We start from the raw sequence: 13965 nt of genomic DNA, 5'->3' as shown, positions 1-13965 counted from the left end.
GATGGCGACAGAGGCGATCGGCGTCCGGGTGCCCGCGCGCGGCGCGGGCCACGACCTCCGGGCGATCAAGGTGGTGCTCCACCGGGAGATGCTGCGCTTCGTCAACGACCGCACGCGCATGCTGTCGATGCTGCTGCAGCCGGTGCTCTGGCTCTTCGTCATGGGCACGGGGCTGGGCTCGCTGGTGCAGGGCTCGATCCCGGGCGTCGACTTCCGCACGTTCATGTATCCCGGCATGATCTCGATGACCGTGATCATGACCGGCATGTTCTCCGCCGGCTCGATCGTGTGGGACCGCGAGTTCGGCTTCCTGCGCGAGATGCTCGTCGCCCCCGTCTCGCGCGGGGCGATCGTCGTGGGCAAGTGCCTCGGCGGCGCGCTGGTGGCCACCGGGCAGGGCGTCGTCATCCTGGCCATGGCCGGGCTGGTGGGCGTCCCCTACTCGCCGACGCTGATGCTCACGCTGCTGGCCGAGATGTTCCTGGCCGCCTTCACGATCACCGCCTTCGGGGTGCTGCTGGCCGCCCGGATGAAGAACATGCAGACCTTCTTCGGGCTGATGCAGATGGCGATCATGCCGATGATGTTCCTGTCGGGAGCGATGTTCCCGCTGGCCAACCTGCCGTCGTGGCTGCACTTCCTCACCGTGGTCAACCCGATGACGTACGCGGTGGATCCGATGCGGCAGGCCGTCTTCGCCCACCTCGACGTCCCCGCCCAGGTGAACGCGGTGCTCAATCCCGGGGTCCAATGGTTCGGCTACCAGGTGCCGGTGCCGCTGGAGCTCGGCCTGGTGGCCGCGCTCGGTGTGGGGCTGCTGATGATCGGGATCGTGCAGTTCCGCCGGGCGGAGTGAGAGTTTTTCGCAATCCGAGTGCGACGACTCGATGACGGAGGGTAGCTTTCCCGAAGTGCAACGCCCCCCGAAAGGATTGGACATGCTTGACCTCCAGATGGAAGTTCGTGACCTCCAGACCAGGGTCGCGGCTCTCGAGTCTCGTACAGTGAGTGGCGTGCCTGACGTGAGCATCGCCGAGCGCTTCACCGCCCTGCACGATCGCGTGAGCGACGTCGGGCAGAACATCCTCGCCAAGATCGACGAGCGGTTCGATCAGCTCGACCAGAAGATCGACATCCGGATCACAGAGGTCCGGTCGGAGATGAAGGTCGGCTTCTCGCAGGTCGACCAGCGGTTCGAAGCCATCGACCAGCGATTCGAGAGGATCGACCAGCGGTTCGAAGCCATCGACCAGCGATTCGAGAGGATCGACCAGCGGTTCGAAGCCATCGACCAGCGATTCGAGCAGGTTGACGGGAGCTTGGCCGAGATCAAGGCGCTGCTCGTGGGCATGAGCGCGAAGGCGCCCGAGAACCGGGTCAACTGAGTGGGTGAGGCCCGGGGCGGACGCGCCCCGGGCCTCGACGTGCGGCGGTGTGGTGGTTACCGCTTCACGCGGACGTAGTCTCTGCGGCTGGTGTCGCCCCAGGTGTCGTCGTCACCGCGGAAGACGAGCTTCCACCAGCCCGACTTCCAGCCCTTGACCTTGGTGTAGACCTTGCCGCTGTCGTTGGACCAGGTCGACTTCACGTACTGCCACTTGTGCGAGCCGGCCGGCTTGAAGTACAGCCGGACCTTGCCCGAGTAGCCCTCCCAGGAGCCCTCGTCGTCGACCTGCAGCTTGCCGCTGAACTTCACGTACTTGCCGCGCTTGACCGGCTCCGGATAGGCGTTGAACTTGACCAGGCGGGTGTCGGCCTTGTCGACCTGGACCGGCGGCGGGGTGGGCTGGACCACTCGGACCCAGTCGGGGCCGCTGGCCGTGCCGTTGACGCCCTTGGTGCCGGCGTACTCCGCGCGCCACCAGCCCGAGGTCTCGGCGGTGGTGGCGGCCCAGAAGCGGCCGTCGCGGCCGGTCACGTCACTGGTGACCAACTGCCAGCGGTCGGAGCCGTGGGCCTTGAACGTGATGTTCACGCGCTGGCCGGCCAGGGCGCGCCAGCCCTCGGACTCCAGGGTGCCGGTGAAGTTCAGCCTGTCGCCCTTGTCGACGGGCTCGGGACGGGCGTCGAAGCCGACGATCCTGCTGTCGCGGTCGCGGAACTTGACGTCGACCCGGTCGGTGTCGCTGACCGAGGCCCTGGCGAACTTGTCGCCGCCGAACTCGGCCCGCCACCAGCCGGTGGTCTCGGCCCGCACCCGGGCGGCGAACCAGCCGTTGCCGGCGGTCGTCACCTTGGTGACGTGCCGGTAGGCGTCGGTGCCCTTGGCGCGGAAGGTGATCGTCACCTGCTTGCCGCCGTAGCCCTTGCCGTCGGCGAGGAGCTGGGCGGAGACCCTGATCTGGTCGCCACTGTCGACCAGGTCGGGGTTGGCGTCGAAGTCGACGATCTTGGTGTCGAGTGCCTTGCGGACCTCGAACGTGCCGTTGACGGACTTGTCGCCGTCGCCGTGGGCGATGGCGAGGAAGCTCCACTGGCCGGCGTTCGCGGCCTCGAAGGTCTTGGTGCCAGTCCATCGGGTCCACTGACCGTGCGGCTTCGGCGTCAGCTCGACGGGGCTGCCGACGCTCACGCCCGGCGGCTTGAGCTGGAGCTCGGCCTTGCCGGCGTCCTTCGTGGTGAACGAGAACGTCGCTGTGACCGGCTTGTCGAAGATGACGATCGGCGGTGCGGGACTGATGGCTACGGGTGAGATGCTCGGCGCTATGGCCGCGGCCGACGCGGGTGATGCCAGGACGAACGCCCCGGCGCCCATCGCCAGCACGACGGCGACCGCGCGCATGCGTTGTAACATGCGGGTTCCTTTCTGGAGACCCAGTGGTTTCAACGCGGCATTGAGGGTGCCACGCGTATCTATCTCAGTAGACGTTTAAATCCCGGAAAGGGTTTAGAAATCTGACAAGCTGTTATAGATCGCAGTCAATCGGATCGGTCCAATAACATGTCACCTCAGACCGGCAGACGTGGACCGCCCAGGGGAGACATAATCGGGCTGTGGCGCGCGACACTGTTGAGACTCACTTCACCCAGGCGGTTGCGGCGCTCAAGGCGGGCCCGCCTCGAGATCCCGGGCGGCCGCTTCGCGAGGACGGTCCGCTGACCGGAGACCAGTGCCGGGTCCTGTTCCAGCACCAGCTCGACAGCCGCATCCTCGACATCGCGGCCCGCTGGCTCCGTGAGCAGGACCAGGGCCACTACACGATCGGCTCGGCCGGCCACGAGGGCAACGCCGCCGTGGCCGCCGCCCTGCGCCCGGGGGATCCGGCGCTGCTCCACTACCGGTCCGGCGCCTTCTATCTCACCCGGTCCGAGCAGGCCGGGCGGCTGCCCGAGCAGGGCATCCGCGACATCCTGCTGGGCCTGACCGCCTCGGCCGACGAGCCGATCGCGGGCGGGCGGCACAAGGTCTTCGGTCACCCGGATCTGGCGATCATCCCGCAGACCTCGACGATCGCCAGCCACCTGCCACGCGCCGTGGGCGTGGCCTTCGCCATCGAGCGGGCCCGCGCCCTGGGCGTCACCTCGGCCTGGCCGGGCGACGCGATCGCCGTGTGCAGCTTCGGCGACGCCTCGGTCAACCACGCGACCGCGCTGTCCGGCTTCAACACCGCCGCCTACGCCACCCACCAGGGTCAGGCGATGCCGATCCTGTTCGTGTGCGAGGACAACGGCCTCGGCATCAGCGTGCGCACGCCCCAGGGCTGGGTGGAGGCGGCGGCGCGGCGCCCCGGCATCGAGTACTTCTCGGCCGACGGCTGCGACCTGGCCGACACCTACGCCGCGGCGGTGCGGGCGGTCCGCCATGTCCGCACCCACCGCTCCCCCGCGTTCCTGCACCTGAGCACCGTCCGGCTGATGGGCCACGCGGGGTCCGATGTCGAGTCCGCCTACCGCACCCAGCGCGAGATCCGCGCCGACCTCGAACGCGACCCGCTCGTCGGATCCGCCCGCCTGCTCGTCGAGGCCGGGCTGGACACGCCGGAGGAGCTGCTGCGGAGATACGAGCTGTCGCGCGAGCACGTGCTGCGCATCGCCCTGGAGACCACCCGCACCCCGCGGCTCGGCTCGGCCAGGGAGGTCATGAAGCCGCTGGCGCCCCGCCGGGCCGACATGATCGCCAAGATCAGCCCGGTGGCCGCCGAGAGCGCGGTCAGGGAGCGGGCCTTCGCCGGGTCGATGCCCGAGGCGGAGCGGCCGATGACGCTCTCCCAGTCGATCAACCGCACACTGGCCGACGCGCTGGCCGTCTACCCCGAGATGATGGTCTTCGGCGAGGACGTGGCCAGGAAGGGCGGCGTCTACGGCGTGACCCGGGGCCTGCAGAAGCGGTTCGGCGGCGGCCGGGTCTTCGACACGCTCCTCGACGAACAGGCCATCCTCGGGCTGGCGCTCGGCGCCGGGGTGTCCGGGCTGCTGCCGGTGCCGGAGATCCAGTACCTCGCCTACCTGCACAACGCGCTCGACCAGATCCGCGGCGAGGCCTCGACGCTCTCGTTCTTCTCCCAGGGCTCCTACGTCAACCCGCTGGTGGTCCGGGTCGCCGGCTACGCCTACCAGAAGGGGTTCGGAGGCCACTTCCACAACGACAACGCGATCGGCGCGCTGCGTGACATCCCCGGCCTGGTCATCGCCTCTCCCTCGCGCCCGGACGACGCCTCGGCCATGCTCCGCACCTGCCTGGCGGCCGCCCGCACCGAGGGATCGGTCTGCGTGTTCCTGGAGCCGATCGCGCTCTACCACACGCGCGACCTGTTCGACGAGGGCGACGGCGGCTGGCTGGCGCCCTACGCTCCCCCGTCGCGCTGGCGGGAGACCCATGTGCCGATCGGCCGGGCGCGGTCCTACGGCGACGGGCGTGACCTGACGATCGTGACGTTCGGCAACGGGCTGTGGATGAGCCTGCGGGCCGCGGTCCGGCTGACGCAGGAGGGCTACAGCTGCCGGGTGCTCGACCTGCGCTGGTTGGCGCCGCTGCCGGTCGACGACCTGCTGAGGGCGGCCGAGCTGACGGGCAAGGTGCTGATCGCCGACGAGACCCGTCACACGGGCGGCGTCTCGGAGGGCATCGTGGCCGAGCTGGTCGACGCCGGCTTCACGGGACAGATCGCCCGGGTGACGTCGGCCGACAGCTTCATCCCGCTGGGGGCCGCCGCCAATCACGTGCTGCTGTCGGAGGAGGAGATCGAACAGGCCGCCCGCAAGCTGCTCGGCTGAATGCACGGCTTGTCGCATGATGACTGCATCTGTTAACAAGCCTGAAACGCGCGCCCCGTGGCGCTCCCGCCAGGCGGGCGGCCGGAGGCGTGGCCGTGGTGATCTGCGACCACCTCCACCGGCTGTTCTCCGACCCCTACTACGCGCGGTTCCTGTCGGCCGGCGGTGAGGTGCTGGCGGAGCACGGCGTGCCCCTCATGGTGACGACGGTGCCCCCGGCCGATCCCGGCGCCCTGCCCGTGCTCGCGGGCGCCGCCGACGGGGTGCTGCTGATCGGGGCGCGGGAGCGGCATCCGCTGGCGATCACGCTGTCCACCTCGGGCATCGCCGTGCGCGGCATCGGGCGGCCGCCCGACGACGTGAAGCTGCCGTACACCGACGTCGACAACCACGACGGGGCGCGGCAGGCGGCCGAGCACCTGCTGCTCGGCGGGCGGCGGGCGGTGACCGCGATCGCGGGGCCGCCGCCGCTGCCCGCCGCGCAGGACCGGCTCGAAGGCTTCCTCCGCATGCTCCGGCGGGCCGGGATCGGCGACGTGCCCGTGGCGTACGGCGACTTCAGCATGCCGTCGGGCACGCACGCGATGCAGTGGCTGCTGCGGCGCGCGCCCACGCTCGACGCGGTGTTCGCGGCGTCCGACCTGATGGCGGCCGGAGCGATCCACGCGCTGAGACGGGCCGGGCGCAGGGTGCCGGACGACGTGGCGGTGATCGGGTTCGACGACGCGCCGGTGGCGCGGCGGACCTTGCCGGCGCTGACGACCGTCCGCCAGCCCGTGGAGGAGCTCGCCGCGCTGGCCACCCGGCTGCTGCTACACCGGCAACGAGCGCAACGGCAACAACCTGACCGGCTCGCTGCCCAACGCTCCGCTGTCCGGCCACTGGTTCTCCGCCCAGTTCCGGCAGCTCCTGCAGAACGCCAACCCGCCGCTGTAGACCTCCGATGAGCTCCACGGCTCCGGCCCCGTCCACGGGCCGGAGCCGTGCGCCGTGAAAGTGATCGGGCGGATCGGGAGATAAAGGGGTGTCCGCTGATCGCGTCCGGAGGGTTGCACATGACGGTGGAAGCATCGTGACGGCGATGTCCTGGGCCGCCGGCCCGGCGCGTGACGCCGTGGCCGCGCGGCGCCCGCTCGCCGACGGCGAGGTGTTCGCCGAGGTGTTCGACGCCTACTTCGGCGAGATCCACGGCTACGTCGCCCAGCGGCTCGGCCCGGACAGCGCCGAGGACGTCGTCGCCGACGTGTTCCTCGTCGCGTTCCACAAGCGCGCGGCCTACGACCCCGACCGCGCGAGCGTGCGGGCCTGGCTGTACGGCATCGCCACCAAGCTGGTCGGCAAGCACCGCCGCCTGGAGGCCCGCACGCTGCGGGCGCTCGGCCGCCACGGCCCGGAGGCGGACGCGCCGGGTCACGAGGACCGGGTCACGGTACGGGTCAGCGCGCAGAGCCTGCGGGCCGACCTGACGGCGGCTCTGGCCCGGCTCGACCGGCGCGACCGCGACGTGGTGCTGCTCGTCGCCCTGGCCGGGCTGAGCCACCAGGAGATCGCCACGGTGCTCGGCATCCCGTACGGCACCGTCGGCTCGCGGTTGAGCCGGGCCAGGAGGAAGCTGCGCGGCGCCCTGGGCGGCGCCAATCCGATGCACGTCCTGGAGGAGGCCGACCGTGGATGAGCTGCGGCGGATCCGCGACCTGTACGGCGACCCGCGGCCCGATCCGGCTGCCGAGGCCAGGGTGCGCGCGCGGCTGGCGGCCGAGCCGCGACGCGTCGTCCGCAGGCGCCTGTCCTGGACGGCCGCCGTGGCCTGCCTCGCCGCGGCGGTGGTCGCGGTGGCGTTCGCCCTGCCGTCGGGGGGCGACCTGTCCGGACGGTCCATTCTGCTCGCGGCCGCCACGACGGCCGCCTCGGGACCGGCGAGCGGAGGGACGTACTGGCACATCAGGAAATTGCGCCCGGGGACGGAGGTCACCGAGCTGTGGGTCGCCCGGGACGGGCGGGCCTGGCGCGGGCGGGGGGCGCCGGGTGAGCCTCTCACGGTCACCCGGGTCACCGGCGGGGCGCCCTTCAGCATGGCCGGGCGGGACCTGACCCTGGAGCAGATCCTGCGACTGCCGTCCGACGCCGGCGCGCTGCGGGAGTGGGCCGCCGGGGCGCTGCCCGCGGGGTCCGGCGGCGGGGTCATGGCCGACGCGCTCAGCGGGCTGCTGTGGAGCAAGCCGTCTCCGCCCGGCGTCCGGGCCGCCGCCTACCGGCTGCTCGCCGACCTGCCGGACGTCCGTTACCTGGGCGGGCGCACCGACCAGCGGGGACGGCCGGGCGAGGCGTTCTCCTTCACCCCCGGGCCGGGGGTACGCCGGACCCTGATCATCGACCCGGCCAGCTCCCGGGTGCTGTCCTGCGCCGACACCGGCCCGGACGGCGCGAGCGAACGGCTCGAACTGGTCCTGGAAGCCGGCTGGACCGACACGGCCCCGCCCACTCCAGACCACCCCTGAAACACCCACCCGAAGCCCGGGTGCCGTAACCGGCGAGCTGCGTGACCGCCCGTAGGCGCGGTCGCGCTCGCCTGCTCGATCCCCGGCACGTTCCGCGGCTGGAAGAGCCGCGACGCGCCTTCGTTCATCGCGCCGCGCGTGGGTCTCGCGCGCCCGGAATCAGGAGCGACAAGATGTTCTGGCGTAGCCGGCCCGGCCGGGCGATCTGCCTGGCCGACCAGTTTCCCGCGGTCGACGTGCGGGAGGTGGTGCGCGGCCGGGTCAGGTTCGTCGGCCTGCCGCCCGTGGACCTGGGCCCGGACGTCGACTGGCGGTCGAACCCGCACGGCAACCGCTCGTGGGCGCTGAACCTGCACACGCTGCGCTGGGTGGGGCGGCTGGTCGCAGAGTACGAGCGGAAGGGCGACCGGGATCTCCTGGACCGGGCGGCGGCGCTCGCCGATGGCTGGATGCGCGAAAACCCCCGGGGTGGATCCGGCGTCAGCCCGTGGGCGTGGGCCGAGCACGCGGTCGCGCTGCGGGCCCCGGTGCTGGTCTGCCTCAGCGCGCATGTACGCACTCCTCGCCTGTGGCGCGCCCTGGCCGAGCACGGCGAGATCCTGGCCGATCCCGCGTCGTACCGGCAGGGCCACAACCACGGGCTGGACCAGGACATCGGACTGCTGGTGGTCGGCTGCCGCCTGGGCCGGGACCGCTGGCGCGAGCTGGCGATCCGGCGGGTGACCGCCTCGGCCGAGCTGGCCATCGACGCGCAGGGTGTGCTGCACGAGCAGGCCCCGAGGTACGGCCTCTACGTCCACCGGCGGCTGGGCGTGGCGCTGCGCGCGATCGAGGAGAGCGGCGCCCGGATGCCCGCCCGGCTCGCCGAGAGCCGCACCTCGCTCGAGACGTACATCGCGCACGCCACCCAGCCCGACGGCCGTCTGGTGCCCATCGGGGACAGCCCGGCCGGCGCCCGCGCGCCCGGTTTCGCAGCCGCCCTCGCGCACGGGGAGCCGGTGGTGAAGGTGTTCGACGGCGGTTACGTCTTCGGCAGGACCGCCTGGGACGACCCGGAGGCGTCCCACTACTCGATCAGGTTCGGGCCGGGGCGGCGGTTGCACGGGCACGAGGACCATCTCGGCGTCACGTACCACGCGCACGGCCGGGACATCCTGGTCGAGGCCGGTTTCCACTCCTACGAGAGGACCGCTTACACCGAGTGGACGCGGTCACCCGAGGCGCACAACGTTCCGGTCGTGGTGGGCGCCGGGTTCCGGCCGGGCACGTCCACCCGGCTGACCGCCCGCGCACTGGGGCCCTCGCGGCAGACCTTCCGGCTCACCGACGACGCCTACGGCGTGCCCCGTACCCGAGAGGTCCTGGTCGAGCACGGGCCCCACCTGATGGCCGTGCTGGACTCGGTGCCCGCCGGGTCCATGGCGCACAGCCTGTGGCACTTCGCCCCGGCGCTCCGGCCGGTCTCGCACCGCGACGGCGTGGTGGTGCTCGGCGACGGCGACTGGCGCGTGACCCTCGTCCACCTCGCGCTCCCCTCAGGTGGCCGGCCCGCCGACCCGGCCGGTGAGCAGACGGTGGGAACCAGCACCGTCTCGACCGGATACCTGCGGACGGCCGAGGCGGTGACCGTGTCGTCCCCCGAGGCGTCCCGGCTCCTCACCGTGGTCGTGCCCGGCACGGCGGACGCGCGGGTCTCGACCGCGAACGGGGTGATCACCGCGCACACGCCCGGCGGCCCCGTCACGCTCCCGTGGCCCCTTCAGGCGCCGTACAGCGAGTCGGCGCAGGTGTGAGCGGCGAGGTCGCGGGGGTCTAGAGCCAGCGGTCTAGAGCCAGCGGTCTAGAGCCAGCGGCCGACGGGAGGCGCGGCCGGATCGGGGGCCGGGCCGCGCCCGGTGATCCAGGCCGCCAGCCGGGCGGCCGTCCCGCGCACCTCGCACAGGACGCCCTCCTCGTCCGGCGGGCCCGTGGGCGGCGGTGCGCTCACCGTCCAGGAGCGCTGCCTGTCATCCGGCCGGAGCACCAGGCCGGGCCCCTGGCCGCGGCGCTCCCACAGCCCGGTCACGTCCGTGAGCAGCGCGTCCACGAAGGCCGGCGGGAAGTCCTCGAACCGGCCGCCCGACCCCAGGTCCACCGCGTGCACCCACACCTCGCGGGCGCGCATCCACACGATCTCCGCGGCGGGCACCAGGCGCCCCTGCGCGGTACGCACCCGGGCGGCCCACCTCGGGCCGGTCAGCGTGCCGAGGTCCGACCGCAGCTCGTCCGCGGTCTGCTTCACCAGGCCGGTCAGCGCCTCGGGCGAGAGCCGGGCGAGCTCCTCGATCTCGGCCGCCCGCGCCTCGCCGGAGGCGTACATCGGGGTCTCCGCCCCCGTGCGCGCCCAGTGCACGAGCCTGCGCAGGGCGCGCGCGTTGGCGGCGACGTGCGCCACCAGGTGACGGCCCGTCCAGCCGGGCAGCAGGCTCGGCCGGTCGAGGTCGTGGCCGGCCAGGCGGCCGGCGAAGTAGGACGTGCCCGAATCCAGCCAGGCGAGACGCTCGGCGTCGGACGGGCGGCCCTCACGGCCGGTGTCAGGCATCGCGGCGCGCCGTGTTGACCAGTTCGCCGACGCCCGCGATGCGGGTCACGACCTTGCTGCCGTGGGCGAGGTAGCGCGGCGGCCTGCGCGCGTGCCCCACCCCGCCGGGCGTGCCCGTGGCGATCACGTCGCCGGGACGCAGCGTGAGGATCTCCGACAGGTACGAGACGAGCTCGGCGGGTGGGAAGACCAGGTCGGCGGTGTCGGCCTGCTGCACCACCTCGCCGTCGACCTCGCACTGCATGGTCATCGGACCGCCCACCTCGTCCGGGGTGACCAGGTAGGGGCCGAACGGGGTGGTCGCCTCGAACGTCTTGCCCTGCAGCCACTGCAGGGTGCGGTTCTGGTAGTCGCGGGCCGTCACGTCGTTGAACACGGAGTAGCCAGCGATGGCGGCCCGCGCCTGTTCGGGGGTCGCGTGCCGGACGTTCGCGCCGATGACGACGGCGAGCTCGGCCTCCCAGTCCATGGCCTCGGAGACGGCGGGCAGCACGATGTCGTCGTAGGGGCCGATCAGCGCCTCGGCGTACTTGGCGAACAGCGTGGGGTAGGCGGGCAGCTCACGCCCCATCTCCAGGATGTGGTTGCGGTAGTTGAGCCCGACACAGATGATCTTTCCCGGCCGTGGCACCACCGGCGCGAGGTCGGCGGTGGCCAGCGGATGCCGGGGGCCGTCGGCTGCGGCGGCCCGCTCGCGCCAGTCCGGCTGGGCGAGCAGCTCCCCGACGTCGCGGACCCCGATCTCCACGGCGTGGTCTCCGTCCACCCGCGCGGCCGTCGTACGGCGGGGCAGGCGCAGGGTCGCGAGCCTCATGCGAGCTCCTCTCGATGCTGGCGCCGGCCCTCGAAGACGGGCGTGTCGGCGAAACGGAACAGGTCGAAACGGGTGCCGGCACGGAAGGACCACGCGCACCAGGACGGCACGACCACGAGGTCGCCCCGGGTGGGCACGCGCTCCACGCCGTCCAGCGTCACCGTGCCTTCCCCGTCGAACACCTGGTAAACCGACGATCCGACCTCGCGGCAGGCGGCGGCGTCGGGCGTGCTCTCGTCGCTCACCTGGTCGGGCCGGAACTCTGAGCCCCACGCTAGAGGTCCGTTCCGCACTACGCACTACCGTTCTGCCACGAAGAACAGGCGGCCGGCCGGGGCTTCGCCGACGCGGTCGCTAGAGCCAGTCGCGCCGTTTGAAGACCATGTAGAGGACGAGGCAGACGGCGGCCATGAGGAGGATCGCGAACGGGTAGCCGAAGGTCCAGTGGGTCTCCGGCATGACGTCGAAGTTCATCCCGTAGATGGTGCCGACCAGCGTCGGCGCGAACAGGATGGCCGCCCAGGCGGAGATCTTCTTGACCTCCTCGCCCTGCCGGATGCTGGCCTCGGTCATCTTGGCCATCTCGGAGTTCTGCGCCTGGGTCACCAGCGTGGAGTTGACCAGCAGGATGTCCTGGAGCATCTGGCGGAAGCCGGCCAGCCTCTCGTTCACCGTGATGGCGTGGTCTGCCACGTCACGCAGGTAGCTCTGCAGCTCGTCGTTGACGCCGTACTTGGCGGCCCCGGCGATGAAGCCGTCGATCATCCGCGCCAGCGGCGCCGTGGCCCGCTGGAACTCGATCACCTCGCCCGACAGCTCGTAGACGCGGCGGGAGACCGCCGGGTCACCGCCGAACACCTGCGCCTCGATCTCCTCGATGTCCTTCTGCAAGCCCGCCACCACCGGGGCGTAGCCGTCGACCACGGCGTCGAGGATGGCGTACAGGACGGCCTGCGGGCCCTGCCGGAGCAGGTCGGGGTCCGACTCCATGCGCTTGCGGACGGACTGCAGGTCGGGCGCCTCCGCGTGCCGTACGGTGAGCACGAAGTTGGGGCCGACGAAGACGTGCAGCTCGCCGAACGCGACCTGTTCGACGTCGTCGAGGTAGACGGCGGCGCGCAGCACCACGAACAACGTGTCGCCGTAGCGGTCGTACTTCGGCCGCTGCGAGCCGACGATGGCGTCTTCCAGGGCCAGCTCGTGCAGCTCGAACTCCTCCGCGAGCTTGACCAGCTCCCACTCCTTCGGCCGGTAGAGGCCGATCCAGGCCAGGCTGTCCGGCATCTCCTTGAGGCGTTCGAACGCGTCGGCCAGCGAGCCGGGGTTGTCGACGCGCTTGCCGTCGCGGTAGATCGCGTTGTCGATGACGGTCGGCCGGTAGGGGGCCTCGTCGGTGGCGCGGGGGTCCATCGAGTGCTCGGGGGCTCCCTCGCGGCTGGAGTCGCCGCGCCGGAAGCCCTTCATCCGTGCCATACGGCTCCTTACGTTAACCGGTCGAGTTCGCGTGTCGCCCGGTCGCGGATGGTCTTGCGCCACATCGGCGTCCAGCCGAACAGCAGGCCGTGGGGCTTGCCGAGGGCCATCCTGGACCAGCGTTTGAAATCGAACTCATCGTGGTGGCGGACGATCAGCCCGTTCTCGAACCTGAAAAGCACGTCGACCTCGTTGACGACCTCGCGCCCGGTGCTCGAGAAGACATAGCGGACGGTCCAGCGGGCGGTGCCGGTGAAGTCGTCGGCCGTCACGACAGAGTAATCGGACCTGAGACCGTCGCGAACCCCGAGTTGCAGCCGCCACATCGCCATGACCCTGTCGCGCCCCTCGACCTCCTGGAAGATCGGGTCACCGTAGCTCACTTCGGGGTGGTAGCAGCGTTCCATGGCCGCGTAGTCCACACGGCCGAGAGCTTCGTAGAAGGCGCCTATCAGCGCCACGTGCCGATCGTTCACCCTTCTATCAGACCATGGCCGAGGCGTTGTGCCAGCAGACGGCCCTCACCCAGTCGTCACCGAGGTCGAGCCGGTCGAGCGCCCGCAGCTGGTGCGCGTACGAGTGCGGGATCGTCGGGAAGTCGCTGCCGAGCACCACTTTCCCCGCCAGGCCGAGATCGAGCAGGGCGGGCCGCAACCTGGCCGGAAAGGGCATGCCGCGCTCGGCGAAGTCGGTGAAGGTCATCGTGGTGTCCAGGGCCACCCGTTCGTAGCGGGCCGCCAGGTCGAAGAACGGGTCGTACTCCGGCATGCCCAGGTGGGCGATCACCACCCGGAGCCGAGGGTGCCTGCGGAGCACCTCTCCGATCGGCCCGGGCCCGACGTGGCCGCCCGGCACCGGCACCGAGCTGGCGTGCACGATCACCGGCAGGCCCGACTCCGCCAGCAGGCCCCAGATCTCGTCGAGCTCGGCGTGCCGCGGGTCGAAGGCGCCGACCTGGAGGTGCACCTTGAAGATCCGCGCCCCGTCCGCCAGTGCCCGCCGCACGTAGCCGATGGCTCCGGGCTCGGGGTAGAAGGTCGCCGACGGGAGGCAGCCCGGGGTGCGGCGGGCGAAGGCCAGGGTCCAGTCGTTCAGATCGGCGGCCATGTCGGGCTTGTGCGCGTAGGCGAGCGCGGGAAACGATCGCACGCCCAGTTCGCGCAACCGGGCGACGCGTGCCTCCACCGGCCACTGATACTCGATCTTCCAGCCGCCGCCCATCAGCGGCCCGCCGTGTTCGAAGTGATGCCAGACCCTGCGCTCCATCCGCTCGGGCAGGAAGTGGACGTGCAGGTCGATCAGCCCGGGCAGGCCCAGCGATCGCCACCACTCCGGAACCAGGGCATCAGAATCAGATTCTGTGAGCACAGCCCAGACTTTACCCG

General features: G+C 71.5%; 13 protein-coding genes and 1 pseudogene. 7 read left to right on the top strand and 7 right to left on the bottom strand.

Annotated elements, in window-relative coordinates:
- Position 1: 1 nt before the first annotated feature.
- Entirely contained in the window at positions 2–856 is an 855-nt protein-coding gene (locus AB0C16_RS08035; protein ID WP_357680183.1) for an ABC transporter permease, read from the top strand.
- A 157-nt stretch (positions 857–1013) separates the two neighbouring features.
- Positions 1014–1385 (top strand): hypothetical protein, encoded by a 372-nt coding sequence (locus AB0C16_RS08030; protein WP_357680181.1) that lies wholly within the window; start codon positions 1014–1016, stop codon positions 1383–1385.
- Positions 1386–1441: 56 nt separating this feature from the next.
- Here the strand turns inward: AB0C16_RS08030 and AB0C16_RS08025 are convergent, their stop codons facing one another.
- A complete protein-coding gene (locus AB0C16_RS08025; RefSeq protein WP_357680180.1) occupies positions 1442–2794 on the bottom strand; it encodes a hypothetical protein in 1353 nt (450 codons plus the stop codon).
- 200 nt (positions 2795–2994) lie between these two features.
- Between AB0C16_RS08025 and AB0C16_RS08020 the strand changes: the two genes are divergently transcribed.
- The 5 genes and pseudogenes from AB0C16_RS08020 to AB0C16_RS08000 all read left to right on the top strand — a co-directional run bounded on the left by AB0C16_RS08020 (position 2995) and on the right by AB0C16_RS08000 (position 9505).
- The gene (locus AB0C16_RS08020; RefSeq protein WP_357680178.1) at positions 2995–5214 is read left to right on the top strand and encodes a thiamine pyrophosphate-dependent enzyme; all 2220 of its coding nucleotides are present in this window, start codon (positions 2995–2997) and stop codon (positions 5212–5214) included.
- An 89-nt stretch (positions 5215–5303) separates the two neighbouring features.
- Positions 5304–6008, top strand: a pseudogene (locus AB0C16_RS08015) (substrate-binding domain-containing protein); the annotation flags it as partial.
- Between the two features lie 287 nt (positions 6009–6295).
- Positions 6296–6889, top strand: coding sequence for an RNA polymerase sigma factor (locus AB0C16_RS08010; RefSeq protein WP_357680176.1), 594 nt, complete (start codon positions 6296–6298; stop codon positions 6887–6889).
- Entirely contained in the window at positions 6882–7712 is an 831-nt protein-coding gene (locus AB0C16_RS08005) for a CU044_5270 family protein (protein WP_357680174.1), read from the top strand. The genes AB0C16_RS08010 and AB0C16_RS08005 overlap by 8 nt, the downstream gene beginning before the upstream one ends.
- 173 nt (positions 7713–7885) lie before the next feature.
- A complete protein-coding gene (locus tag AB0C16_RS08000) occupies positions 7886–9505 on the top strand; it encodes a heparinase II/III family protein (RefSeq protein WP_357680172.1) in 1620 nt (539 codons plus the stop codon).
- 47 nt (positions 9506–9552) lie between these two features.
- On the opposite strand, the gene AB0C16_RS07995 is transcribed toward AB0C16_RS08000, so the two are convergent.
- From AB0C16_RS07995 to AB0C16_RS07970, 6 genes are all read right to left on the bottom strand, one after another.
- Positions 9553–10293 (bottom strand): maleylpyruvate isomerase family mycothiol-dependent enzyme, encoded by a 741-nt coding sequence (locus AB0C16_RS07995; protein WP_357680170.1) that lies wholly within the window; start codon positions 10291–10293, stop codon positions 9553–9555.
- Positions 10286–11107 (bottom strand): fumarylacetoacetate hydrolase family protein, encoded by an 822-nt coding sequence (locus AB0C16_RS07990; protein ID WP_357680168.1) that lies wholly within the window; start codon positions 11105–11107, stop codon positions 10286–10288. The genes AB0C16_RS07995 and AB0C16_RS07990 overlap by 8 nt, the downstream gene beginning before the upstream one ends.
- A complete protein-coding gene (locus AB0C16_RS07985; protein ID WP_357680166.1) occupies positions 11104–11352 on the bottom strand; it encodes a hypothetical protein in 249 nt (82 codons plus the stop codon). The genes AB0C16_RS07990 and AB0C16_RS07985 overlap by 4 nt, the downstream gene beginning before the upstream one ends.
- A 109-nt stretch (positions 11353–11461) precedes the next feature.
- Entirely contained in the window at positions 11462–12580 is a 1119-nt protein-coding gene (locus tag AB0C16_RS07980; RefSeq protein ID WP_357680164.1) for a magnesium and cobalt transport protein CorA, read from the bottom strand.
- An 8-nt stretch (positions 12581–12588) separates the two neighbouring features.
- Positions 12589–13056: a nuclear transport factor 2 family protein gene (locus AB0C16_RS07975; protein ID WP_357680162.1), complete on the bottom strand. Its 468-nt coding sequence runs from the start codon at positions 13054–13056 to the stop codon at positions 12589–12591.
- A 7-nt stretch (positions 13057–13063) separates the two neighbouring features.
- A complete protein-coding gene (locus tag AB0C16_RS07970) occupies positions 13064–13948 on the bottom strand; it encodes an amidohydrolase family protein (RefSeq protein ID WP_357680160.1) in 885 nt (294 codons plus the stop codon).
- Positions 13949–13965 lie beyond the last annotated feature (17 nt).

This window comes from Nonomuraea sp. NPDC048916 (assembly GCF_040649575.1).
In the GTDB taxonomy this organism is placed as follows: Bacteria; Actinomycetota; Actinomycetes; order Streptosporangiales; family Streptosporangiaceae; genus Nonomuraea.
Note: the sequence above shows the minus strand (reverse complement) of the source record. Positions and strands in the feature narration are given on the sequence as shown.